This is a genomic window from Gordonia sp. NPDC003504, assembly GCF_053587995.1.
The window spans coordinates 329401-353995 of the sequence record NZ_JBSFPC010000005.1; the positions used below are offsets into that span (position 1 = coordinate 329401).

General features: G+C 66.4%; 22 protein-coding genes and 1 pseudogene. 17 read left to right on the plus strand and 6 right to left on the minus strand.

What is annotated here, in order from left to right; translation table 11 throughout:
- Positions 1-24 precede the first annotated feature (24 nt).
- The 13 genes from ACWDPV_RS12745 (at position 25) to ACWDPV_RS12805 (ending at position 15098) form a co-directional block, all read left to right on the plus strand.
- Positions 25-1230 (plus strand): serine hydrolase domain-containing protein, encoded by a 1206-nt coding sequence (locus tag ACWDPV_RS12745; protein WP_449743247.1) that lies wholly within the window; start codon positions 25-27, stop codon positions 1228-1230.
- Between the two features lie 197 nt (positions 1231-1427).
- The gene (locus ACWDPV_RS12750) at positions 1428-2471 is read left to right on the plus strand and encodes a helix-turn-helix domain-containing protein (protein WP_449743248.1); all 1044 of its coding nucleotides are present in this window, start codon (positions 1428-1430) and stop codon (positions 2469-2471) included.
- A gap of 494 nt (positions 2472-2965) precedes the next feature.
- Positions 2966-4603, plus strand: coding sequence for an aromatic/alkene/methane monooxygenase hydroxylase/oxygenase subunit alpha (locus ACWDPV_RS12755; RefSeq protein WP_348809259.1), 1638 nt, complete (start codon positions 2966-2968; stop codon positions 4601-4603).
- Between the two features lie 102 nt (positions 4604-4705).
- Positions 4706-5749, plus strand: coding sequence for a 2Fe-2S iron-sulfur cluster-binding protein (locus ACWDPV_RS12760; protein WP_449743249.1), 1044 nt, complete (start codon positions 4706-4708; stop codon positions 5747-5749).
- A gap of 42 nt (positions 5750-5791) precedes the next feature.
- Positions 5792-6898, plus strand: coding sequence for an aromatic/alkene monooxygenase hydroxylase subunit beta (locus tag ACWDPV_RS12765; protein WP_348809257.1), 1107 nt, complete (start codon positions 5792-5794; stop codon positions 6896-6898).
- Between the two features lie 5 nt (positions 6899-6903).
- Positions 6904-7239 (plus strand): propane 2-monooxygenase effector subunit MimD, encoded by a 336-nt coding sequence (mimD, locus tag ACWDPV_RS12770; protein WP_348809272.1) that lies wholly within the window; start codon positions 6904-6906, stop codon positions 7237-7239.
- Positions 7240-7424: 185 nt separating this feature from the next.
- The gene (locus ACWDPV_RS12775) at positions 7425-8471 is read left to right on the plus strand and encodes an amidohydrolase family protein (protein WP_348804421.1); all 1047 of its coding nucleotides are present in this window, start codon (positions 7425-7427) and stop codon (positions 8469-8471) included.
- Positions 8468-9292, plus strand: a complete 825-nt coding sequence (locus ACWDPV_RS12780) for an iron-sulfur cluster assembly protein (protein ID WP_425476220.1) — start codon at positions 8468-8470, stop codon at positions 9290-9292. The genes ACWDPV_RS12775 and ACWDPV_RS12780 overlap by 4 nt, the downstream gene beginning before the upstream one ends.
- Complete coding sequence (locus ACWDPV_RS12785; protein ID WP_449743250.1) at positions 9289-10314, plus strand: NAD(P)-dependent alcohol dehydrogenase; 1026 nt, start codon at positions 9289-9291, stop codon at positions 10312-10314. Before ACWDPV_RS12780 ends, ACWDPV_RS12785 begins: the two co-directional genes overlap by 4 nt.
- Positions 10315-10478: 164 nt before the next feature.
- Positions 10479-12128, plus strand: a complete 1650-nt coding sequence (groL, locus tag ACWDPV_RS12790; protein ID WP_348804423.1) for a chaperonin GroEL — start codon at positions 10479-10481, stop codon at positions 12126-12128.
- 197 nt (positions 12129-12325) lie between these two features.
- Positions 12326-14164 (plus strand): sigma-54-dependent Fis family transcriptional regulator, encoded by a 1839-nt coding sequence (locus ACWDPV_RS12795; protein WP_449743251.1) that lies wholly within the window; start codon positions 12326-12328, stop codon positions 14162-14164.
- A gap of 73 nt (positions 14165-14237) precedes the next feature.
- Positions 14238-14360, plus strand: coding sequence for a type B 50S ribosomal protein L36 (gene ykgO, locus ACWDPV_RS12800; protein ID WP_348804425.1), 123 nt, complete (start codon positions 14238-14240; stop codon positions 14358-14360).
- A gap of 78 nt (positions 14361-14438) precedes the next feature.
- On the plus strand, positions 14439-15098 hold the full coding sequence (locus ACWDPV_RS12805) for a class II aldolase/adducin family protein (protein WP_449743252.1): 660 nt from the start codon (positions 14439-14441) through the stop codon (positions 15096-15098).
- Positions 15099-15128: 30 nt separating this feature from the next.
- On the opposite strand, the gene ACWDPV_RS12810 is transcribed toward ACWDPV_RS12805, so the two are convergent.
- Entirely contained in the window at positions 15129-15719 is a 591-nt protein-coding gene (locus tag ACWDPV_RS12810) for a TetR/AcrR family transcriptional regulator (protein WP_348804427.1), read from the minus strand.
- A gap of 125 nt (positions 15720-15844) precedes the next feature.
- Between ACWDPV_RS12810 and ACWDPV_RS12815 the strand changes: the two genes are divergently transcribed.
- From ACWDPV_RS12815 to ACWDPV_RS12830, 4 genes and pseudogenes are all read left to right on the plus strand, one after another.
- A complete protein-coding gene (locus ACWDPV_RS12815; RefSeq protein ID WP_449743253.1) occupies positions 15845-17695 on the plus strand; it encodes an acyl-CoA dehydrogenase in 1851 nt (616 codons plus the stop codon).
- Between the two features lie 79 nt (positions 17696-17774).
- Positions 17775-18536: an SDR family NAD(P)-dependent oxidoreductase gene (locus ACWDPV_RS12820; protein ID WP_348804429.1), complete on the plus strand. Its 762-nt coding sequence runs from the start codon at positions 17775-17777 to the stop codon at positions 18534-18536.
- A 92-nt stretch (positions 18537-18628) separates the two neighbouring features.
- Positions 18629-18847, plus strand: coding sequence for a DUF1490 family protein (locus ACWDPV_RS12825; RefSeq protein WP_425476219.1), 219 nt, complete (start codon positions 18629-18631; stop codon positions 18845-18847).
- Positions 18848-18937: 90 nt separating this feature from the next.
- Positions 18938-21051, plus strand: a pseudogene (locus ACWDPV_RS12830) (heavy metal translocating P-type ATPase).
- Between the two features lie 8 nt (positions 21052-21059).
- Here the strand turns inward: ACWDPV_RS12830 and ACWDPV_RS12835 are convergent.
- The 5 genes from ACWDPV_RS12835 to ACWDPV_RS12855 are packed head-to-tail and all read right to left on the minus strand — an operon-like array spanning position 21060 to position 24561.
- On the minus strand, positions 21060-21698 hold the full coding sequence (locus ACWDPV_RS12835) for a TetR family transcriptional regulator (RefSeq protein ID WP_348804430.1): 639 nt from the start codon (positions 21696-21698) through the stop codon (positions 21060-21062).
- 56 nt (positions 21699-21754) lie between these two features.
- A complete protein-coding gene (locus tag ACWDPV_RS12840) occupies positions 21755-22921 on the minus strand; it encodes an NAD(P)/FAD-dependent oxidoreductase (protein WP_449743254.1) in 1167 nt (388 codons plus the stop codon).
- Positions 22918-23100: a rubredoxin gene (locus tag ACWDPV_RS12845; protein WP_348804577.1), complete on the minus strand. Its 183-nt coding sequence runs from the start codon at positions 23098-23100 to the stop codon at positions 22918-22920. The genes ACWDPV_RS12840 and ACWDPV_RS12845 overlap by 4 nt, the downstream gene beginning before the upstream one ends.
- Positions 23101-23143: 43 nt before the next feature.
- Positions 23144-23317: a rubredoxin gene (locus ACWDPV_RS12850; RefSeq protein WP_449743255.1), complete on the minus strand. Its 174-nt coding sequence runs from the start codon at positions 23315-23317 to the stop codon at positions 23144-23146.
- Complete coding sequence (locus tag ACWDPV_RS12855; protein ID WP_449743256.1) at positions 23314-24561, minus strand: alkane 1-monooxygenase; 1248 nt, start codon at positions 24559-24561, stop codon at positions 23314-23316. Before ACWDPV_RS12855 ends, ACWDPV_RS12850 begins: the two co-directional genes overlap by 4 nt.
- Positions 24562-24595 lie beyond the last annotated feature (34 nt).

Below are 24595 nucleotides of genomic sequence, written 5' to 3' on the forward strand. Positions count from 1 at the left end.
GCTTCACGAGAAAGAGGAATCACCATGAGTACACCCATCGTCAGTTCCAAGCGGGTCGCCGACGCCGCGGACGCCGTCGTGGCAGCCGCATCCACCGGCGACGATCGAGTGCCCGGTGTGGTCGCCGGCGTCACCACCGACCGCGAGACGATCCATCTGAGCGCATCGGGTCTGCGAGCGCTCGACGAGGACACCCCGATGAGCACCGACTCGGTGTTCGCGATCTTCTCGACCACCAAGGCGATCACCGGGACCGCCGCGCTGCAGTTGCTCGAACGCGGCGAGCTCGACCTCGACGCACCCGCCCGCGACTACGAACCGCGGATCGGCGAGATCCAGGTGATCGAGGGCTTCGACGACGCCGGCCAACCCCGACTGCGCGCCCCGAAGTCCGATATCACCACACGCCAATTGCTCACTCACACAGCAGGCTTCGGCTACGACTTCTTCAACGAAACGTACGCCCGACTGGCCACCGAACACGGACAGCCGAGCATCGTGACCTCCAGCATGGCCGCACTCCAGTCGCCGCTGTTGTTCGACCCCGGAACACAGTGGGAATACGGCTCCAACATCGACTGGACGGGACTGGTCATCGAGGCCATCACCGGCAAACGCCTCGGCGAGGTGATGCGCACCGAGATCCTCGAGCCTCTCGGAATGACCGACACCGCGTTCACCCGCACCGACGACATGCGTGCGCGCACCGCCACCATGCATCACCGCAACGCCGACGGCTCGCTGACCCCCGATCACGACTTCGCCCTGCCGGACGATCCGGAGGTGCACATGGGTGGGCACGGCCTGTATTCGACGGTCGGTGATTACCTCACCTTCATCCGGATGTGGCTCAACGACGGCCGCTCGGATTCCGGGGAGCAGATCCTGCGTGCCGAGACGGTGTCACTGGCCGAGCAGAACCATCTCGGCGAACTGAAGGTGAAGATGCTGCCCGGCGTCATCCCGAGCCTGTCCAACGACGCCGAGTTCTTCCCCGGCATGCCCAAGTCGTGGGCGTTGACCTTCATGCTCAACGACGAGGTCGCCCCCACGGGCCGTCCGGCCGGCTCCCTGGCCTGGGCGGGTCTGGCGAATCTCTACTACTGGATCGATCGGCGCAACAAGATCGGCGGCTACTGGGCCACCCAGATCCTCCCCTTCGCCGATGCCAACTCGGTGGGCGGGTATCTCGACTTCGAGACCGCCGTGTACGGCGCGCTCGAGGGCTGACACGGCGTTCGAGGGCTGACACGGCGTTCGATCGCGCCGGGAGTCGCACCCAACGATTTCCCGGCGCGATCGCACCGTGCGCGAGACACTGGAGCGCGCACCCCGGCCGACGCATCATCGTCGGCCGACAGAGACGACGCCGACAGAGACGACGCCGACAGCGACGACGCCGACAGAGACGACAAGGACACCCACACGTGCAGGAACTCCTCGGACGGATCGCGGCGCTGGACCCGTCCGCGAGCCTCGGCCTGCGGGTGATCGCCTGCTTCGACGAACTCGTGGTGGGCAACGTCAACCTGCACGGACTGCTCGCCACCGCCGCCGCCCTGGCCGGATGCCCCGCCGGAGTGCGCCGCGGCGATGCGGTGACGCGGGTGTCGGTACTCGGTGAGGCCCTGAGCGGTGATGCGCCCGGCGAGGTGCACGCGCTGGAGGTCGACGCGGGCACCGGCGGCGTTGCCACCCGGGTGTGGCTGGAACGTCACGGCCCCGAACTGGCCAACGACGCCATCATCGTGGAGCGTTTGGCGCTGGCCGTCGGAATCCGATACTCGGGAGGGTCGGGCGGCGCCACCCGCGACGTCGCGCGGCTGCTCGATCGCGACGCCGATCTCGATCGCCGACGTGAGGCGGCGGCGCGGCTGCATCTGTCCCCGACCGCGTCCTACCGTGCACTGGCGACGCCGCTGTTCGCCGACTGGTCCAGCCATCCGTCGTGGCCGGCCGATGTGACCGCCACCGCCATCGGCACCATCCACGCCGTGATCGCCCCCGGGGATCTCAACGTGTCGGTCGCCCCATCGACACCGTGCGGGCTGGGCGTCGCGACGACGATCGACGGCCTGGCCGACTCGTTTCGCACGGCCCTGATCGCCCTGCAGCTGTGCGAGCGACCCACCACCACCGTCGTCGACGCGGCCGAGTACGGCGGTCTCGTCCACCTGCTGGCCGAGTCACCGTCGGACGCCCGCAACCCCGACGCCGACAGCCTGGAGTCGCTCATGACGCACGCGTGGGCGCGCCCAACCATCGCCGCGCTGCTCGATGCCTCCAGCGTCCGGCAGGCCGCCCGAGCGCTCGACATCCATCACTCGACCATGCAGACAAGGCTCGAAAACGTCAGTGCCGGATTGGGTTTCGACCCGTTGGACGGTATGGGCCGGGCGCGTCTGGGCGTGGCGTTCCTGACCTGGCGGATGCGACACTCCCGCGCCCTGGAGCTCCCGCCGCAGCGCTGAGCGGCACCGCCGGAGAACGTGGGTTCTGTTGGAGAATATGAGTGCTAGCGCCTCCACGTTCGCATACACGACCCACGTGCTGTTGGCGGTGGGTGACCCGGCTCATAACGCCATCATCTCCAGTTGGACCAGCCACTGACCGATGAGTTCGACGACGCGGCCGGCCTCGAGGTCTGCCCACGTCCAGCCGATGACCATGACGTCCATGCTGCGGAGCTTGTCCTCGCGGGCCTTCTCGCGCAGGCTTCGCCCCGAGGCGCAGCGCGGAGTCGAAGACGGCGAGTGCCTGCGGGAAGGTGGCTGTGGCACAGGCGATGTCGACTGCTGTTCGCTCGATGATGGTGACGGCGACCCCCGCCACACCACCGATCCAAGTCAGTGAATGTGTGGTCAGTCTCACAGTGAGACGGGTGTGATTGCCATCACGAGGTTGTATCAATAGCGCTTCAGCCCGCAGGCCGGCACGTAGCCGGCTCTTCTACAGGAGGCGCACATTGAGCAGGCAGAGCTTGACCAAGGCCCATGCGAAGATCACCGAGCTGTCGTGGGAGCCCACCTTCGCCACCCCGGCAACCCGGTTCGGAACCGATTACACCTTTGAGAAGGCACCGAAGAAGGATCCGCTCAAGCAGATCATGCGGTCGTACTTCCCGATGGAGGAGGAGAAGGACAACCGCGTCTACGGCGCGATGGACGGTGCCATCCGCGGCAACATGTTCCGTCAGGTGCAGGAACGCTGGCTGGAATGGCAGAAGCTGTTCCTGTCGATCATCCCGTTCCCGGAGATCTCGGCCGCCCGCGCGATGCCTATGGCCATCGACGCGGTACCCAACCCCGAGATCCACAACGGTCTCGCGGTGCAGATGATCGACGAGGTCCGGCACTCGACGATCCAGATGAATCTCAAGAAGCTGTACATGAACAACTACGTCGATCCGGCCGGGTTCGACATCACCGAGAAGGCGTTCGCCAACAACTACGCCGGCACCATCGGCCGCCAGTTCGGTGAGGGCTTCATCACCGGCGACGCCATCACCGCCGCCAACATCTACCTGACGGTGGTCGCCGAGACCGCATTCACCAACACACTGTTCGTCGCCATGCCCGACGAGGCCGCCGCCAACGGCGACTACCTGCTGCCGACGGTCTTCCACTCGGTGCAGTCCGACGAATCGCGCCACATCTCCAACGGCTACTCCATCCTGCTGATGGCCCTGGCCGACGAGCGCAATCGTCCACTGCTGGAACGCGATCTGCGTTACGCCTGGTGGAACAACCACTGTGTGGTCGACGCCGCGATCGGCACCTTCATCGAGTACGGCACCAAGGACCGCCGCAAGGACCGCGAGAGCTACGCCGAGATGTGGCGTCGGTGGATCTACGACGACTACTACCGCAGCTACCTGCTCCCGCTGGAGAAGTACGGCCTGACCATCCCCCACGACCTCGTCGAGGAGGCCTGGAACCGGATCGTCAACAAGCACTATGTGCATGAGGTCGCCCGCTTCTTCGCCACCGGCTGGCCGGTCAACTACTGGCGCATCGACGCCATGACCGACACCGACTTCGAGTGGTTCGAGGAGAAGTACCCCGGGTGGTACAACAAGTTCGGCAAGTGGTGGGAGAACTACAACCGTCTCGCCTACCCGGGCAAGAACAAGCCGATCGCCTTCGAGGACGTCGACTACGAGTACCCGCACCGCTGCTGGACCTGCATGGTGCCGTGCCTCATCCGTGAGGACATGGTCACCGACAAGGTCGACGGCCAGTGGCGCACCTACTGCTCGGAGACCTGCGCGTGGACCGATAAGGTGGCCTTCCGCCCCGAGTACGAGGGCCGGCCGACCCCGAACATGGGACGCCTCACCGGATTCCGTGAATGGGAGACCCTGCACCACGGCAAGGATCTCGCCGACATCATCACCGATCTCGGCTACGTCCGTGACGACGGCAAGACGCTCATCCCGCAGCCGCATCTGGATCTCGATCCGAAGAAGATGTGGACGCTCGACGACGTCCGCGGCATCCCGTTCGCCAGCCCCAACGTGCTGCTGAACGAGATGAGTGACGACGAACGCCAGTCGCACATCGCCGCGTACATGGCCAACAAGAACGGCGCCGTCACGGTCTGACCCGTCTGCGTCCGTCGGTCGAGTGGTCCGAGCCCCGTGGGGCGACTACTCGACCGACGGGCACGCGGATCAGGAATCGACCGCCCCAGCCCAGGAGATTTCATGGCCGATACGCATCGGATCAGTTTCGAACCCGTCGACATCGAGATGGAGGTGACCGAGGACGAGACCATCCTCGACGCCGCATTCCGGCAGGGGATCCACCTCATGCACGGATGCCGGGAGGGACGGTGTTCGGCCTGCAAGTCCTACATGCTCGACGGTGACGTGCAGATGGACGACTACTCCACCTTTGCCTGCAACGACTCCGAAGAGGCCGAGGGGTACGTACTCCTTTGTCGCACATACGCATACAGCGACTGCGAGATCGAACTCCTCAACTTCGACGAGGACGAGCTGCTCGGCGGCGCACCCATCCAGGATGTGCTCACCCGCGTCGCGGCGATCGAACCGATGACCCGGGACATCGTCTCGCTCAAGCTCGACGTCGTCGAACCCGAGACCATCGAGTTCAAATCGGGTCAGTACGTCGACCTCTTCGTACCGGGCACCGAGGAGAAGCGGTCCTTCTCCATCGCCACCACCCAGGCCACCCCCGACCGCCTGGAATTCCTGATCAAGAAGTATCCCGGCGGTCTGTTCGCCGGCATGCTCGAGGACGGACTGTCGGTCGGCGACGAGATCAAGGTGAACGGCCCGTACGGTTCCTGCACCCTGCGCAGCGGTCATGTGCTGCCGATCGTCGCGATCGGCGGCGGTGCCGGCATGGCACCACTTCTCTCCCTGGTACGCCACATCAGTGAGACCGGCCTGAGCCGGCCGGTGCGCTTCTACTACGGCGCACGCACCGCCGACGATCTGTTCTATCTCGACGAGATCGCCACTCTCGGTGAGAAGATCGCCGACTTCACCTTCACCGCCTGCCTGTCGGAATCGGTCGACGGTGCCCCCGACGGCGTCACCGTCGCGGCGGGCAACGTCACCGACATCGTCAACGACAACGAAGCCGACCTGGCCCGAACGGAGGTGTATTTCTGCGGTCCCCCACCCATGGTCGACGCGGCTCTCGCACTGGCTGAACAACATTCGATGCCCAGAGACCAGATCTTCTACGACAAGTTCACCAGCCCGGCATTCGACTCCTGACCCCTGGTCGCCGAGTCCGCCTGAACGACAGGAACGAAAGGTATGTCCGCACCAGCACAACCACGGGAACGCAGCTTCCCCTCCATCGAGTTCACCGACGCCGAGGCCGGCGCACGGGAATTCCCGAGCAGCCGCAGCCGCAAGTACAACTACTATCAGCCGGCCAAGAAGCGGGCCACGATCTACGAGGACGTCACCATCGACGTCCAGCCCGATCCCGAACGCCACCTGACCCAAGGCTGGATCTACGGCTTCGGCGATGGCCCGGGCGGCTACCCCAAGGAGTGGACGTCGGCGCAGTCGTCCAACTGGCATCAGTTCCTCGACCCCAACGAGGAATGGGAGCAGACGATCTACCGCAACAACTCGGCGGTGGTCCATCAGGTCGACCTGTGTCTTCAGAATGCCAAACGCGCCCGCGCCTACGACGGCTGGAATTCGGCCTGGCTCAAGTTCATCGAACGCAACCTCGGTGCCTGGATGCATGCCGAGAGCGGCATGGGCCTGCACGTGTTCACCTCGATCCAGCGTTCCGCGCCGACCAACATGATCAACAACGCGGTCTGCGTGAACGCCGCCCACAAGCTGCGGTTCGCCCAGGATCTGGCCCTGTTCAACCTCGACCTGGCCGATGCCGAGGAGGCCTTCGACGGATCGGCACACAAGGAGGTCTGGCAGTCCGCCCCGGAATGGCAGCCCACCCGCGAGGCCGTGGAACGACTGACCGCGATCGGCGACTGGGCCGAGTTGCTGTTCTGCTCCAACATCGTCTTCGAGCAGCTCGTCGGCTCGCTCTTCCGGTCGGAACTGGTGATGCAGGTGGCCGCCCGCAACGGCGACTACATCACCCCGACGATCGTCGGCACCGGTGAGTACGACTACGACCGCGATCTCAACTACTCCCGCGCACTGTTCCAGATGCTCGCGCGCGACGAGAAGTACGGGGTCGACAACCAGAAGCTGTTCGCCGACTGGATGGCGGTGTGGGTACCACGCTGCCTCGACGCGGCCCGCGGACTCCAGCCGATCTGGTCGCAGCCGGCGGACAAGTCGGTCACCTTCTCCTCCAGCCTCGATCACGCCAAGACCAAGTTCGCCGACGTGCTGACCGCCATCGGCCTCGACATCCCAGAGGAGCTGAACAAGTGAGCACAATGCAATTCGGGGCCGACACCGAGTTCTCCAACATGTGTGGGGTGACGCTGATGAACACCCCCATCGGCCGGATCGTTGCCGACGTGATGGGCGCCAAGGACGGCGTCGAACTCACCGAGTACCCGTCGATGATCCGCGTCGACGGCGTCAACCGCCTCATCTTCGACTACGACGAACTGACCGACGCCCTCGGCCAGGAATTCGACGGGTCGATCTTCGAGGAGATCAGCTCCACCCACTACGGACGGATGGTGCACCTCGACGAACAGACCATCCTGTTCGCCAGCCCGGAGGACGCGGCCGAGTTCATCGGCTTCGACCTCACCGCTTCCTGATCGGGTAGCGGATCAGACTTCGCCGCCGGGGCCCCGCCCGCCCCCTTGTCGGCCCCGGCGGCGAATTCCATCCGATCCACCTCTCAGCCAACAGTTTCCAGCCCCACAGTTTTCAGCCCCACAGTTTTCAGCCCAGTACCAGCCCCCACAGCCCCGTCAACGCCGCGAGAGAGCGAGTGAGACCGATGTATGAGAAGAACGGCGAGAAGTATTTCATCGTAGATGCCCATGTGCACCTCTGGGACGGACGCGAGTCCAACCACCGCAACATCCATGGCAAGCAGTTCATCGACTGCTTCTACGACTACCACCGCAACCTGAGCCCGGAATCGGAGCTGTGGGACTACGACACCTACTGCTACTACGGTCCCGAACGGCTCATGCAGGATCTCTTCGTCGACGGGCCGGCCGACCACGCGATCTTCCAGGCCACGATCCTCAAGGACTTCTACGTCAACGGCTTTGCGCAGGTGGACGATTCACTCAAGCTGTGCCAGGACAATCCGGGCAAGCTCACTTACAACCACGCCTACGATCCGCGCGACGGCGAGGACGGCCTCGAGCAGTTGCGTCGTGACGCCGAGACCATGGACCTCAAGGGCGTCAAGCTCTACACCGCCGAATGGCACGGCGATTCCCGCGGGTACAAACTCGACGATCACTGGTCGCGACGCTACCTCGAGGAGTGCATCGAGCTGGGTATCAAGAACGTTCACGTACACAAGGGACCGACGATCCGTCCGCTCGATCGCGACGCCTTCGATGTCGCCGACGTCGACAAGGTGGCCACCGACTACCTCGACCTCAACTTCATCATCGAGCACGTCGGCCTGCCCCGCCTGGAGGACTTCTGCTGGATCGCCACCCAGGAGTCCAACGTGTACGGCGGACTGGCCGTGGCGATCCCGTTCATCCACACCCGGCCCCGCTACTTCGCGCAGATCATCGGCGAACTCCTCTACTGGATCGGCGAGGACAAGATCCTCTTCGCCAGCGACTACGCGCTGTGGACCCCGCAGTGGCTCGTCGAACGGTTCGTGGATTTCCAGATCCCCGAGGACATGACCGAATACGCGCCGATCACCACCGATCAGAAGCGGAAGATCCTCGGCCTCAACGCCGCAGCGCTGTATCCGCACATCGAGGTTCCCGAGGAGCTGCGGATCCCCACCGACGCCGCCGATCCCGGTGCGGAGGTGGCGGCCGGCGCGCAGGAGGCGGTGAACGCATGACCGCGCTGTCGGACCGCCACCACGTCGAAAGCGGGACGGTGCAGATCGAGGACACGGTGATGATGACAGACGCCGTGCTGGGCGCACTCGATACCGTTCTCGATCCGGAACTCGACCAACCCATCACCGAATTGAACTTCGTCCGTTCGGTTTTCATCGACGACGACGGGGTCACCGTCCATCTGCGGCTGCCCACGTCCTTCTGTTCACCGAACTTCGCGTACCTGATGGCCTCGGATTCGCTGGATGCCCTCGAGGACATCGAGGACGTCGGTCAGGTGCGGGTGATGCTCGATGATCACCACGACTCGGACAAGATCAACGCCGGTCTGGCCGCGCACGCCGGCTACAAGGGCACCTTCGGGGTCGAGGCCGAGCAGGATCTCGAAGAATTGCGGATGACCTTCCTGCGCAAGGCCCACACCGCGTCGATGGAACGCGCGGTCAGTGCGCTCATAGCCTCGGGGGCGGCCACCGCCGCCGACTGCGAGCATCTGCTGCTGCGGGACCTGCCCGACGGGCCCGCGAAGTACGCACTGCTACGGCGACGGGTACAGATCGGTCTGGGTGTGTGCCCGAACTGCCGGGTCGTAGTAGACGAGGACGGCAGTCCGTTGCCACCGGAGCAGGTGCCGGTGCGGCTGAGATTCGCACGGTCGGTGCGGATCTCGGTGGAGGGCAACTCGCACTTCTGCCGCGGCCTACTCGCCACCCGCTACGCCGACGACGATGCATGCGACGGCACCAGCGGACCGGTCATCACCAACGTGCGCACCCGCGCACTCCCCGACAGCAATTTCCTTCAGGAGAGGTCATCATGAGAGCCGTCCAGGTCGTCGGATATCACGACAAACTGCAACTCAACGAGATCCCCGACCCGACGATCACCGGTCCGCTCGACGTGATCGTGCGGATCGGCGGGGCCGGGGTGTGCCGCACCGATCTGCACATCCTGGAAGGTCAGTGGGAGGCGAAAAGCGGTGTCACACTGCCCTACACCATCGGACACGAGAACGCCGGCTGGGTGGAGGCGATCGGAGATGCGGTCACCAACGTCTCCGTCGGCGACAAGGTGATCCTGCATCCGCTGATCACCTGCGGACTGTGCCGGGCCTGCCGCGACGGCGACGACGTCCACTGCGAGAACAACCAGTTCCCCGGGATCGACACCGACGGCGGCTACGCCGACTATCTCAAGACCACCGCCCGCAGCGTCGTCAAGATCGACGATTCACTCGAGCCGTCGGATGTGGCCGCGCTCGCCGATGCGGGCCTGACCGCCTATCACGCCGCGGCCAAGGTGGCCCGGATGACGCGTCCCGGCGACACCTGCGTGGTCATCGGCGCAGGTGGCCTGGGGCACATCGGGATTCAGCTGCTCGCCGCCATCTCCGGGGTGACCATCGTGGTGGTCGACCGCAACCCGGATGCGGTGGCCCTGGCTCTCGAAGTCGGAGCGCACAAGGGCATCGTCGCCGACGGCACTCAAGTCGACCAGGTGCTCGCACTGACCGACGGGAAGGGCGCCGAGGCGGTCCTCGACTTCGTCGGTGAGGGTGGTGCCACCGCCGAGGGGGTGGCGATGCTGCACCGGGCGGGCAACTACTTCGTCGTCGGCTACGGCGAGAACATCAACGTCCCCACCATCGACATCATCTCCACCGAGATCAACTTCATCGGTAATCTCGTCGGTTCCTACAACGATCTCACCGAGCTGATGACCCTCGCCGCGCAGGGAAAGGTCAAGCTGCACACCGCAACCTATGCACTCGACGACTACCAGAGCGCTCTCGACGATCTGGATGCCGGTCGGGTGCGGGGCCGCGCGATCCTGATTCCCTAGAACTCCGTCACGGGACCTGCCCCGAGCTTCCCGGCTGACACGTCGAGTCACGGAGGTGTCCTCGATACACCTCCTCGCTTCGCTCGTCGGCACTCGGAGGGCGGGCGGACAACTGAATACAGCCCGACCACAACAACACCGAACACAGAGAAGAGGTTGACGACATGGCCAAAGAGTTGCGCTACAACGCCGAAGCGCGGCTGCGGCTGGAGCGGGGCGTGAACGCCCTTGCCGACGCGGTCAAGGTGACACTGGGCCCCAAGGGCCGTAATGCGGTCCTGGAGAAGCTCACCGGTCCCCCGACGATCACCAACGACGGTGTCACCATTGCCCGGGAGATCCAGCTGCGCGACCCATTCGCCAACATGGGCGCCCAATTGGTCAAGGAGGTGGCGATGAAAACCAACGGTGTCGTCGGTGACGGCACCACCACCGCAACCGTGTTGGCGCAGGCGATGGTGCGCGAGGGGTTGCGGGCCGTCGAGGCCGGCGCGAACCCGATGCGGGTGCGCCGCGGCATCGAACGGGCCGTCGCCGCGGTACTGGAATCCTTGTCATCCCAGGCGGTTCAGATCGGTGGTCGCAGTGACCTCGAGCGCATCGCATCGCTGGCCGCCAGCGATGACGAGGTGATCGGTGCGGTCATCGCGGCCGCCGTCGAACATGTCGGCAAGACCGGGGTGATCACCACTGAGGAGAGCGACACCCTCGGCCTGTCCGTCGACGTCGTCGACGGCATCGAATTCGATCACGGCTACATCTCCGGCTACATGGTCACCAATCCGGAACGGATGGAGGCGGTCCTGGACAATCCGGTGATCTTGTTGACCAACAAGAAGATCACCTCGGTGCAGGAGATCATGCCGGCCATCGAGACGGCCAAACGCGCCGACCGCCCGCTGCTTGTCCTCGCCGAGGACGTCGACGGACCGGCGCTGCAACTGCTCGTCGGTGGCAACATGCACAAGACGATGCTGTCGGTGGTGGTGCGCGCACCGGGCTTCGGACATCGCCGCATCGCCGAACTCGAGGACCTCGCGGTGGCGCTCGGCGGCCACGTGATCGCCAAGGACACCGGCATCGATCTGCACGAGGTGTCGATGGAACACCTCGGCACCTGCGATCGGGTGACCGTCACCGAGAACGAGACGACCATCGTCGGGGCGCACGGCGATCAGGAACTCGTCGACTCCCGGGTCCGGCATCTGGAGGCCCAACTCGAACGTGCCCGCATCGACGCCGATCGCGACGCCCTCGAACTGCGCATCGCACGATTGACCGGCCGGGTCGCGGTGATCCGGGTCGGCGGTGTGACCAGCGTCGAACTCAAGGAGCGGATGCTGCGGGTGGAGGACGCCCTCGCCGCCACCCGCGCCGCGGTGGAGGCGGGCATCGTCTCCGGCGGCGGCACCGCGCTTGCCCAGGCGCATCGGGCGCTGGAATCCCTCGAGGCCACCGGCGACGAGAAGGTCGGCATCGAGGTCGTCCGCGATTCCCTCGCCGAACCGCTGCGCTGGATCGCCACCAACGCCGGCTTCGACGGTGACGAGGTGGTCACGGTGGTCTCCGGACTACCGCTCGGACACGGCTTCAACGCCCTGACCGGTGGTTACGGCGACATGTTCGACGAGGGCGTCATCGATCCGTGCAAGGTCACCCGGGCCGCGCTGGAGAGCGCGGCGTCCATCGCGGCGCTGCTGATCACCACCGAGACCGCCGTGGTCGAGGAGGTCATGGGCAATCCCGGCGCGATCCCGGCGCCCGGTTTCGGTGACCTGGCCGAGGGTATGGTCCGCCCGTCCAACATCTACTGAACTGATCTGATCTTGTCCGGTCGGGGACACCGCGTTCGCCCGGTGAGGTGATTCCCGACCAGCCCCGGACTGGGCCGACCGCGATCCGAACGGCATCTGCCGTTCGCGGCGTTGATCGCGGTCGGCCCTCCCCTTCCCCCGACGAGGTAGACTCGTCGGAGAGGTGAGATACAGATCACAGAGGAGTCGCTTGCTCGGTGATTTCACAGCCCCCAGCCCAGCCCAGTACGTCCACCGCCACGGTCGCCCGCGCCCGGGAGAAATTCCTGAGCGACGACGGACTCGATGACGCCGTCCGAGAATCGATCTCGACGTCGTGGCGGCGATCCCGCGCGTTCAATGTCCGCGCCGATCGCCTCGAACTGCCTTTCGTCCGGGAACCGAACACCGACGGGCCGTTGATGACGGCCGCACGCCCGATCATCGATCAGCTCGCCGGCGATCTGTCGTCGGAGCCGATGTCGATCATCCTGACCTCGGCCGACGGCGTGGTGCTCTCACGCACCACCGCCAGTACCGGACTGCGTCGGATGCTCGACGAGGTGAGTCTCGCACCGGGATACAGCTACAGCGAGGAGTTCGCGGGCACCAACGGCATCGGCACCGCACTCGAGACTCGCCAACCCACCGTGGTCAGCGGCTCGGAGCATTACGCCGACAGCCTCGGCCCGTTGACCTGCGCGGGCGTGCCGATCGTGCATCCGATCTCCGGAGCGGTGGTCGGCGCTCTCGATCTGACCTGTCGCAGCGAACTCGAGCAGCCGTCGACGTTGTTGCTCTCGCTGGCCAAGTCAGCGACCTCGCAGATAGTGCAGCGCATGGTGTCGCAGGCCAGCGAGCGCGAATCACGACTGTTGAACGCGTACCTGGCCACCTGCCGGCGGGCACCGAATGCCATGGTGCTCGCGATCTCCGGCGACGTGGTCCTGATGAACCGGCGCCTGCGTCACAGCGTCGACCCGGCCGACCAACTCGCCATCCTCGAGCACGCCGTCGACCAGTCGCCCACGCGCGGAACACCGGGCCGGGTGAGCACGCTGCCCAGCGGGCGGGTCGCGCGGCTGTCACCGGTGTCGGAGTACTGCGACGACGGTGCGCAGATCGCGGTCTTCCGGGTGCATCTCGTCGACGCCGCACCCGCACCGTCGGTGGCCGCGCCGAAAACGCCGACGGCAACCCTGCCCGGAGTGGTGGGGCGTAGTTCGTCGTGGCGGCAATGCTGTTCGCGGATCGTCGGTCACGTGCGGGCCGGCCAATGGATCGCGGTGTCGGGCGAGGCGGGATCGGGGCGGACCGCGACCTTGCGTGCGGCCGCCGAACGCTACCAACCGGCCACCACCCGGGTGTTCGCCGCCGACGACTTCGCCGCCGACGACTTCGCCACCGACGACTTCGCCACCGACGCCCTCGACGACACCACGGGCGTCGCCGAGGACACCCTCGACGCGCTGGCCACCGAACTCGATCGGGACGGCTTCTGCGTCATCATCCGCGACATCGACACCATCGGCGCCGACGCCCAGGCGGCCATCGCAGACCTGCTTCCCGGCCGCGAACACGCCGGGTGGCTCGGCGTCACCACCGCGGCGTCCGCGGTCGAGGCGGGGACCACGCTGCTGCCCTTCTTCGGCCACACCGTGGAACTCCCCCCACTGCGGCATCGGATCGAGGATCTGCAGGATCTGGTGCCGACGTTGCTGCGGCAGTTGACGCGCGGCCGTGAACTGAGTGTGGCACCGGATGCGATGCGCCAACTCAGCAAGTATTCGTGGCCGGGCAATGTGGCCGAACTGCGCCAGACACTGCGTGAGGTGGTCACCCATCAACGCTCCGGCGTCATCGGCGTCGGTCAGCTGCCACCGCGGTGTCGCACCACCAGCCGGCACACCCTGACCCGCATCGAGGCCCTCGAACGCGACGCGATCGTGCGCAGCCTCGAGGAGAACGGCAACAGCAAGGCCGACGCCGCGGCCGCACTCGGCATCTCGCGGGCGACGATCTACCGCAAGATCAAGGAGTTCGGGATCGTCACCTGACGACGACCCATTTCGTCTTTTTGCGACGGCGCGCGCTATTGTTCATGACAGTCATTTTCAATAAGGAGCTGTCATGAAGGTTCGCGTATCCCTCCGATCCATCAAGAATCAACCGGGCGCCCAGGTCATCCGACGACGCGGCCGTGTCTTCGTCATCAACAAGAACAATCCACGATTCAAGGCACGCCAGAAGTGAGCCCCGCGGCCGCGCACCTCGGGCACAATCGAGCCGCTTGTCCTCCACATGCATGTCGATGGGTCTAACGTCGATGGGGTGGGCATCGACGATCACCGCGCCTCTCTGTGCGCGGCCGCGCATCATCTCGCGGCCTCGGCCGGGCTCACCTCCCGCACCGACGGCAACCTGTCGGTCCGCTCCGGCGACCACATCCTGCTGACACCGACCGGATGCCGACTCGACACCGTCACACCGGATCAGCTGGTCATCGTCGACCTCGACGGCGTCGTCGCGGTTCCGACGCCGTACCGCCCGACCAGTGAACTCGGTCTGCATCTGGAGATCTATCGCACCACCTCGGTGTCCGCGGTGGCCCACGCCCACTCGATCGCATCGGTGTCGGCAGGCACCGTCGTCGACGAACTGCCGGCCATCCACTACACCGCGGCCATGCTCGGCGGCACCGTACGCGTCGCGCCCTATGCCGTCTTCACCAGCCTGGAACTGAGTGAGCTGGTGGGCGCCGCTCTGCACGAGCGCACCGCCGCCCTCATGCGCAACCACGGTTCGATCGCGGTCGGCAGCAACATCGAGACGGCATGCGAGCATCTCGAACTCCTCGACTGGCTGTGCGAGGTCTACCTCCGGTCCGTCAGCGCCGGCACACCGGCCGCGCTCGACGATGCACAACTCACCGAGATCGTCGCCTCGGCCGCGCGGCAGTACTACACCCCGTTCCCCGGAACCGATCACTGATCACTGATCACTGATCACTGATGGCCGACCTCAGGTCGCGAGCACCATCCGAAGGGCCATCCGCGCGTACATCTGCCCCACCGTCGCCGGGTCCCGGTGCGTCCGCGTGGGGAACCATCGGCACACGTCGACGCACAGCGACGAGATCGCGAGGACGACGTCGTCGGGATCGTCGGCCGCGAACTCACCCGCCTCGACCCCGCCGGCCACGATCGTCGCGATCATCTCGGTGGTCTTCCGCCGCAGTGCCGCGATCGTCCGGAAGTGCGACGGCGTCAACGCCCGCATCTCGTACTGCACGACCTTGGCCAGTTGTTGATGGCGCGCCTGCCAGCCGGCGAAGGCCGCCACCACCGCGGTCAACCGTTCGGTGTGCGACGCACTCGCGTCGTCGGCGGCGGCGATCGCCTCGTTCACCGATCGGTGCCCCTCCAGCGCGATCGAGTACAGCAGTTCCTCTTTGGAGCGGAAATGGGGATACATCGCCGCCGCACTCATCCCGAGGCCGGCCGCGATCTGCCGCGTCGAGGTACCGGCATAGCCGGACTCGGCGAACGACGCGATGGCTGCCTGCCTAATGCGCTGTGCAGCGGCGGATTCCGTGACGCGAACCGTGGTCACTCGAACCGGCCTCCTGTTGGTGATCGCCCGGCACTATTGACCCATCCGGGGGGTTACGGGCAGTATAAGCGAGTGCTTATAACTGAGCGAGTGCTTAGGTGCACGCACGACCGAACGGAGATGTGATGGCCGACCCCTTGTCGCGGCGCGACCTCGAATTCCTGCTCTACGAGTGGCTCGACGTCGAATCCCTCACCAGCAGGCCGCGCTTCGCCGACCACTCACGAGAGACCTTCGACGCGGTCCTCGACCTCTCGGCCGACATCGCGATCAGCCGGTTCGCACCGTTCAATCGTCTCGGCGACTCCCACGAACCGTTCGTCGGCGACGACGGCACGGTGGTACTGCCCGACGAGATCACCGCGGGCATCCACGAATACCTCAAGGCCGGCCTGGTGGCCGGCTCGTTCGACGACGCCCTCGGTGGCATGCAACTGCCCACCGTCGTCGGCCACGCCTCCTCGGCCTGGTTCCAGGCGGCCAACGCGGCGATGTCGTCGTACGCCTTCCTGACCGTCGGCAACGCCAACCTCCTCGCCGAATACGGCACCCCCGAACAGATCGACACCTGGGTTCGCCCCATGATCGAGGGCCGCTACTTCGGCACCATGTGCCTGTCCGAACCCCAGGCCGGCTCCTCACTGGCCGACATCACCACCAAGGCCGCCCCCGCCGACGACGGCACCTACCGCATCACCGGCACCAAGATGTGGATCTCCGCGGGCGATCACGAACTCGGCGAGAACATCGTGCACCTCGTCCTCGCCAAGGCCCCCGGCGGCGGCCCGGGCGTCAAAGGCATCTCACTGTTCATCGTTCCCAAGTTCCTGCCCGACGGCACCCGCAACGACGTCGCGCTGGTCGGCCTCAACCACAAGATGGGCAACCGGGCCACCACCAACTGCCTGCTCAACTTCGGCGACGGGAGTTTTGCCACCGCTCGCTCCGCTCCCGGCGCGGAATCCACTCCGCCCGCTCGCTCCGCTCCCGGCGCGGAATCCACTCCGCCCGCTCGCTCCGCTCCCGGCGCGGTCGGCTACCTGGTCGGCGAGGAGCACAAGGGCCTGTCCTACATGTTCCACATGATGAACGAGGCCCGCATCGGAGTCGGATTCCTCGCCACCTCACTGGGTTACGCCGGATACCTCGCCTCACTGGAGTACGCGAAGGTGCGCACCCAGGGCCGCCCGGTGGACCAGAAGGACCCAGACGCCAAGCCCATCCCGATCATCGAGCACGCCGACGTCAAGCGAATGCTGCTGGCGCAGAAGTCCTATGTCGAGGGCGCATTGGCACTCGGGCTGTACTGCAGCAAGCTCGTCGACCTGCAGCAGACCGGCGACGAGACCGAGAGCGCCCGCGCCGGACTGCTGCTCGACGTACTCACCCCGATCTCCAAGTCGTGGCCGTCGCAGTGGTGCCTCGAGGCCAACAACCTCGCCATCCAGGTCCTCGGCGGCTACGGATACACCCGCGAATTCCCGGTCGAGCAGTACTACCGCGACAACCGCCTCAATCCCATTCACGAAGGCGCGCACGGCATTCACGGCCTCGACCTGCTCGGCCGCAAGGTCACGATGGCCGGCGGGGCCGGGCTCGCGCTGCTCGCCGAGACCATCGGCGACACCATCACCCGCGCAGGCCGGGTTCCTGAACTCAGTGAATATGCTGCGGCGCTGCGTGATTCGATCGACACCCTCGTCGCGACCACGGCCACGGTCTGGTCGGCCGGCGACGTCGCGGTGTCACTGGCCAATGCGACCGCCTACCTCGAGGCGACCGGACATCTCGTCATCGCCTGGATGTGGCTCGAGCAACTCCTCGCCGTGGGCGGAAAGTCCGGGGACTTCTACGACGGCAAACGAGCCGCTGCGGCATACTTCTACCGCTACGAACTGCCCAAGACCGCGGTGCAGTTCACCCTGCTGGCAGCCCTGGACCGCACCACCCTCAACACCGACCCGGCCTGGCTGTAGCGCGCCCGATACAGTCAGCGAATCTGCATCATTCAACAGCTTCTCGACAACAGCTTCTCGACAACCAAGGAGTGACCGCGTGTCCGTTCTCGACCTGTTCTCCCTCACCGACAAGGTCGTCGTCGTGACCGGCGCATCGTCGGGTCTGGGCGTCTCGTTCGCCACCACCTTCGCCGAGGCCGGCGCCGACGTGGTGCTCGCCGCCCGCCGCACCGACAAGCTCGCCGACACCGCCGCCAAGGTGGAGGCGATCGGCCGAAAGGCGTTGTCGGTCACCGCCGACGTCGCCGATCCGGAGTCGTGCCAGAAGGTCATCGACACCGCGATGGAGACCTTCGGTCACGTCGACGTGCTGATCAACAACGCCGGCGTCGGCACCGCCGTCCCCGCCACCCGGGAAACCCCGGAACAGTTCCGCAGCGTCATCGACATCAACCTCAACGGGTCGTACTGGATGGCGCAGGCCGCCGGTCGGGTGATGACTCCGGGCAGCTCCATCATCAACATCTCCTCGATCCTCGGCATCACCACCGCATCCCTGCCGCAGGCGGCGTACGCGGCCAGCAAGGCCGGGGTCATCGGTCTCACCCGCGACCTCGCCCAGCAGTGGGGCGCCCGCAAGGGCATTCGCGTCAACGCCCTGGCGCCGGGCTTCTTCAAATCGGAGATGACCGACGGCTACAAGGACGGCTACCTGGACTCGCAGATGCCGCGCGTGCTGCTCGGCCGCACCGGCGACCCCACCGAACTCGCCGCCACCGCGGTCTGGCTGGCCTCACCGGCCGGCGGTTACGTCACCGGACAGACACTGCCCGTCGACGGTGGGATCACCGTCACGTAGCGTCGCCCGACGTCGCATTCTCCGCGCGCTGGCGCTAGAACTCGTCGTTCTGGAAATCATTTGCATTACAGGTCGACGGAGAGGTTCCACAGATGGCGATGCATGCACTGTTGGTGAAGGCGGGTTCGGCGGTGGCCACCGGGATTGTCGGCGCCGCGGCGTATGACCTCGCCCGCAAGGCCGTGGCGAAGGCCCCGCTGCGCGAGGGTGCGGTGGTGGTCACCTCGTGGGGACTGTTGGGAACCCGCAAGGCCGAGGCCATCGCCGAGGACGCACGCCTGCGCACCGCCGACATCATCGCCGAGGCGTAGGATCGCATCGGCGAAGAGGCGAATCCACCCGGGGTGTCGGAACCGCACGATCACGAGCACTGATCCGCGGTGACCGTCGTCGCAGCCGACATCCGCTCGGATGCCGCCGGCCGACTCCGGCTGATCACACCCGATCTCCGTGGCGCCCCTGCCCGGCGGGCGGTGGCCGTCGAGGACGCACTGATGGCCGTGCCCGGTGTCCGTGCCGCACACGTCTACCCGCGCACCGGATCGGTGGTGGTCTGGTATCGCTCGACCACCGATCGCGCCGCACTGCATTCGGCGCTCGCCGACGGGCTGTCGGTCGACCTGACCAGCGTCGCGCGGGCTCACCCGCATTCGGCCGACATCACCAACACCGAGCTGGTCCGGCTCGGTATCGGCGCCGGGGCTCTCGTGCTTCTGGGCTTGCGGCGCTACGGTTTCCGGCGTCCGCGGCTCCTCGGGCCCGCGTCACGCACCGTTGCCACCGGCGTCACCATCTTCTCCGGGTATCCGTTCCTCAAGGGTGCGCTGCGGTCGCTGCGCGGTGGTCGCGCCAGCACCGACGCACTGGTCTCCGCGGCCACTGTCGCCAGCCTGCTGCTGCGCGAGAACGTCGTCGCACTGACGGTGCTGTGGCTGTTGAACATCGGTGAGTTCCTGCAGGATCTGACGCTTCGCCGACCCGCCGGGCCATCTCGGATCTGTTGCGCGGCAACACCGACACCACCTGGATCCAGCTCGACGACGGTACCGAGGTGCAGGTGCCCATCGACTCGCTGGCCGTCGGCGACGTCATCGTCATCCACGACCACGTCGCCGTGCCGGCCGACGGGACGGTCGTCGACGGCGTCGCGGTGGTCGATCAGTCCGCCCTGACCGGCGAGAATCTGCCGGTGACCGCGGCGGTCGGTGATCACGTGCACGCCGGCTCGGTGGTGGTCAGCGGACGACTGGTGATCCGCACCTCCGCGGTCGGGACCGACACCGCCATCGGTCGCATCATCTCCCGAGTCGAGGAGGCCCAGCACGACCGGGCGCCGATCCAGACCGTGGGCGAGCAGTTCTCCCGGCGGTTCGTGCCCGCATCCTTCCTGCTGTCGGCGGCCACCCTGCTGGTGACCCGGGATCTCCGTCGCGCGATGACGATGCTGCTCATCGCCTGCCCGTGTGCTGTCGGCCTGTCCACCCCCACGGCCATCAGCGGCGCCATCGGCAACGGCGCGCGGCGCGGCATCCTGATCAAGGGCGGCTCGCATCTCGAGGCCGCCGGACGCGTCACGGCGATGGTGTTCGACAAGACCGGAACGCTGACCACCGGGCGTCCGATCGTCACCAACGTCATCTCCTTCGACGACGCCTGGACCCCCGAACAGGTGCTCGCGCACGCCGCGAGTTCGGAGATCCACTCGCGACATCCGTTGGCCGAGGCCGTGATCCGATCCACCACCGACCGTCGCATCGAGATCCCAACACACGCCGAATGTGAGGTCATCGTCGGGTTGGGGATGCGTACGCTGGCCGATGACGGCCGGGAACTGCTGTTGGGTAGCCCGGCCCTGTTCGCCCAGCATGACGTCGCCCTCAGCGACGACGCCCGGGACTGGGTCGATCGGCTCCGAAACGATTGCGAGACACCTCTTCTGCTGGCCGTCGACGGTCGGCTGGTCGGTCTGGTGAGCCTGCGCGACGAGGTCCGCGAGAATGCGCGCGAGGTCTTGGACGTCCTGCGGTCACGCGGTGTCGAACGCATCGCGATGCTGACCGGCGACCATGCCGCCACCGCCGCCGCGATCGCCGAGTCGCTCGGTATCGACGAGTGGCGTGCCGAGGTCCTCCCCTACGACAAACTCGCCGCCGTACGCGAACTACAGGCGCAGGGCCACGTCGTGGCGATGGTCGGCGACGGAGTGAACGACGCACCGGCGCTCGCCGCGGCCGACGTCGGCATCGCCATGGGTCTGGCCGGCACCGATGTGGCCGTCGACATCGCGCTGGCCCGGGACGATCTCGCGATGCTGCCCGCCGTAGGCGATCTGGGCGATCACACCCTGGGGGTGATCCGGCAGAACTACGGAATGGCCATCGCCGTCAACGCCATCGGTCTGCTGATCGGGGCGGGTGGTGCGCTGTCCCCGGTCCTGGCGGCGATCCTGCACAACGCCTCGTCGGTGGCGGTGGTCGGGAACTCCGCCCGGCTGATCCGGTATCGGCTGGACTGACCGATCACTCAGTCACCGGCGTCGTCGTCGGCCCCCGCGTCATCGCCACCGCGGGCCCGCGCCGCCGAGATCGCCGGCGCCATCACCACGGCGAGGTCGGCGGCCACGTCGCGGTCGCTCTCCGGTGGCATCGCCACGTAGCTCAGGGCCATGCGGACGATGGCCCGCGCGATCGGGAGGGCGTCGTCGTCACCGAGACCGATCCACGACGTGGTGAGCGTGTCGATGAGGGCCGCACTCGCGGTGGTGATCAATGGACCCGCGTCGGTGGTGATCAGGCGCAGCAGGTCGGGTTTGGCCTCGCCCCGCTGGAGGGAACCGATGAGAGGGTCGTCGGCTGCGGTGCCGAAGAAGTCGGTGAATCCCTGATACAGCGCGGCGTCGACATCGCCTGCGGTACGTGTGATCGCGTCGGAGACGATCGCGGAGAATTGCTGAGCCAACCGCATGGCGTAGGCCTCGGCGATCCCGTGCCGCGAGCCGAATTCGTTGTAGACGGTCTGGCGGCTCACCCCGGACACCCGCGCCACGTCGGCGACGGTCACCGACGGCCAATCCTGTTCGAGGAGCAGGTCATGCAGGCCGTCGAGCAGCGTCGTCCGCAGGAGTTCCTTGCTCGCCTCTGCGAATGTCCGCCTCGTCCTCACCCCGACGAGACTACCGAGGCACTCCCCGGCCGCCCGCCTCGCCGGGGTCGGGGCTCTCATACCGTCAGCCGGGTCAGCTCGGCGGTGATCTCCTCGCGCGCCGTACGACCCGCTCGCGGCCGCCCGATCGCCACCGCGCCGACGAGTTGTCGGTCGTCAAAGCACCGCACCACCGCATCACGTTCGGCGAGCGAGCCGTCGATCTCATACCGCGTCCCCGAGGCGGGCCACCCGGCGATCTGGAAGTTGACTCCGTAGTGAATCGTCCAGGCGAGTGGGACCTCGCGGTAGGCCGGCGCCGACCCTCCGGCGAGATCGGCGGACACGCTCAGCGCGGCCGCCATGCCCTGCTTGGTGGCCGACATCCAGTTCTCGGTGCGGGCGGGCCGCCCCGTACGCGGGTGCGGCGGCGCGGCCACATCGCCTGCGGCGTAGACGCCGTCGGCGCTGGTGCGCAGGTGGTCGTCGGTGTGGATTCCCGCCGCAGCCACCTCGATCCCCGCGGCAACGGCCAGCGTGACATCCGGGCGCAGTCCCAGCGCCGCCACCACCGGACCGTCGAGTCGCGCACCACCGCTCAGGGTGAGTCCGGCAGCGTCGGCCGAAGCCACCCGGGCGCCGCATCTCAGCACCACCCCCCGCTCGCTGTGCAGCTCGGCAATCACCTCGGAAACGATCTCGGGTACAACGCGTTCCATGACACGATGGGCGCGCTCGACGACATCGACCGGGTATCCGGCGGCCGCCGCGGATGCGGCGATCTCGAGGCCGATGAGCCCACCGCCGACGACCGACACACGCCCGGTGTCCGCGATCGACTCCCGGATTCGCTGCGCGTCGGACCGGGTACGCAGCGTCGGCACCCCGGCCATCGGTTCCGCGCTGGCGGCGCGACCGCCGGTAGCCAGGATGAGCGCATCGTAGGGCAGCGTCCGTCCGTCGGACAGTCCGACCAGCCGGCCGGCGGTGTCGAGGTCGGAGGCCATCACCCCACAGCACACCTCGATATTCTTCTCGGTCCAGAACGCCGACGGCCGCAGCCTTATCCGATCTGCCGACAGATCCGCGCGCAAGAGATCCTTGGACAGTGCGGTGCGCCGGTAGGGATCCTCGGGTTCGCTTCCGATCACCGTCACCGGACCACCGAACCCGTTGTCCCGCAATGTCTGGGCCGCCGTCATCCCGGCGATCCCGGTACCGACGATGACGACACCACCCGTCACGGCCGAGCCACCTCGATCATCTCGAAGTCGGATTTGGCGGCGCCGCAGTCCGGACAACTCCAATCGTCGGGGATGTCGTCCCAGCGAGTGCCCGGCGCGATCCCGTCGTCGGGCCAGCCGAGTGCCTCGTCATATTCGAAACCGCATTGGACGCAACGGAACAGCTTGAAGTTCATGATCGTTCTCCTGGAGTGAGTTGAGGAATGAGGGGCGGGCGATCGCTCACACCGCGGCGCGGACGGGCTCGAAGTCGACCTTTTCGCGGACGCCGCAGTCGGGGCAGGCCCAGTCGTCGGGGACGCCGTCCCACGTGGTGCCGGCCGGAAAGCCCTCGCGCGGAGCGCCGATCGTCTCGTCGTAGATGTAGTCGCAGATGGGGCATCGGTACGCGCTCATCGGGTGAGCCCCCCGCCGTTCGCGGCGGATGCTCCGTGCCGGGCCGCGATCCTGTCCGCCTTGCGCGGGTGCAGATTCACCCTGCTGATATCGCCGTCGTAGTGGTCGAGGACGCGGTGATCCATCACCCGCCGCCACAACGGCGGAAAGTAGGTGAGGCCGATCATGCTGGCATAGCCGCTCGGCAGGCTCGGCGCCTCGTCGAAGGACCGCAGTGTCTGATAACGCCGGGTGGGGTTGGCGTGGTGATCACTGTGTCGCTGCAGGTGATACAGGAAGATGTTGGTGCAGATGTGATCGGAGTTCCAGCTGTGCCGGGGCGCGCAGCGTTCGTAGCGACCGCTCGGGGTCTTCTGCCGCAGCAGTCCGTAGTGTTCGAGATAGTTGACGGACTCGAGCAGGCAGAATCCGTAGACCGCCTGGATAACCGCGAACGGCAGGACCTGCCAGCCGAAGATCGCGGTAAGGACACCCCACAGCACGATCGTCATCGCCCAGGCATTGAGCACGTCGTTGCTGTGGTGCCAGACGGGCCGCTCAAGGCGCCGCATGCGTGTGGCCTCCAACTCCCATGCCGACCGAAGGCTGCCGAAGATGCTGCGCGGCAGGAACATCCAGAAGGACTCCCCGAATCGTGAACTCGCCGGGTCCTCGGGCGTGGCCACCCGAACGTGATGTCCGCGGTTGTGCTCGATGTAGAAGTGGCCGTAGGCGGTCTGGGCGAGCGTGATCTTGGAGAACCAACGCTCGAGCTCGTCCTTCTTGTGTCCCATCTCGTGCGCGGTGTTGATCCCGATGCCACCCATGACGCCAATGGTCAGTGCCACACCGGTTTTCGAGACCAGGCCGAGGCCGCCGTCGATCCCGAGCCAGGACAGATCCGATGCCGTCCACAGGTAGCAGGCGAAGATCAGGCTGGCGAACTGAAACGGGATGAACGCGTAGGTGCAGTACCGGTAGTACTTGTCGTTCTCCAGTTGCTCCATCAACTCATCCGGCGGATTCTCCCCGTCGGGACCGAAGAAGATGTCGAGAATCGGCAACAGTCCGTAGATGAGGATCGGTCCGATCCACCACCACACCGGCGCGGCCACGTCCCAGCCGATCGCGGTGAATCCGGCGACCAGGCCGGCCGCGAGGAACAGCGCCGTGGGCGGGATCAGCCCCATCAACCACAGATACCGCTTCTTGTCTCGCCACTCGAGCGTGGGCGCGCTCGTCGACGTCGAGTCGTCGATGCTCATCGATTTACCTCCTGGTGTGTTGTGCATCACGAAT

Bases quoted from the DNA above. Each gene is read 5' to 3' on its own strand.
- ACWDPV_RS12745 (WP_449743247.1), top strand. From the start codon at position 25: ATGAGTACACCCATCGTCAGTTCCAAGCGGGTCGCCGACGCCGCGGAC.
- ACWDPV_RS12760 (WP_449743249.1), top strand. From the start codon at position 4,706: ATGGCCGATACGCATCGGATCAGTTTCGAACCCGTCGACATCGAGATG.
- ACWDPV_RS12765 (WP_348809257.1), top strand. From the start codon at position 5,792: ATGTCCGCACCAGCACAACCACGGGAACGCAGCTTCCCCTCCATCGAG.
- mimD (WP_348809272.1), top strand. From the start codon at position 6,904: ATGCAATTCGGGGCCGACACCGAGTTCTCCAACATGTGTGGGGTGACG.
- ACWDPV_RS12775 (WP_348804421.1), top strand. From the start codon at position 7,425: ATGTATGAGAAGAACGGCGAGAAGTATTTCATCGTAGATGCCCATGTG.
- ACWDPV_RS12780 (WP_425476220.1), top strand. From the start codon at position 8,468: ATGACCGCGCTGTCGGACCGCCACCACGTCGAAAGCGGGACGGTGCAG.
- ACWDPV_RS12785 (WP_449743250.1), top strand. From the start codon at position 9,289: ATGAGAGCCGTCCAGGTCGTCGGATATCACGACAAACTGCAACTCAAC.
- groL (WP_348804423.1), top strand. From the start codon at position 10,479: ATGGCCAAAGAGTTGCGCTACAACGCCGAAGCGCGGCTGCGGCTGGAG.
- ykgO (WP_348804425.1), top strand. From the start codon at position 14,238: ATGAAGGTTCGCGTATCCCTCCGATCCATCAAGAATCAACCGGGCGCC.
- ACWDPV_RS12815 (WP_449743253.1), top strand. From the start codon at position 15,845: ATGGCCGACCCCTTGTCGCGGCGCGACCTCGAATTCCTGCTCTACGAG.
- ACWDPV_RS12825 (WP_425476219.1), top strand. From the start codon at position 18,629: ATGGCGATGCATGCACTGTTGGTGAAGGCGGGTTCGGCGGTGGCCACC.
- ACWDPV_RS12850 (WP_449743255.1), bottom strand. From the start codon at position 23,317: ATGAGCGCGTACCGATGCCCCATCTGCGACTACATCTACGACGAGACG.
- ACWDPV_RS12855 (WP_449743256.1), bottom strand. From the start codon at position 24,561: ATGAGCATCGACGACTCGACGTCGACGAGCGCGCCCACGCTCGAGTGG.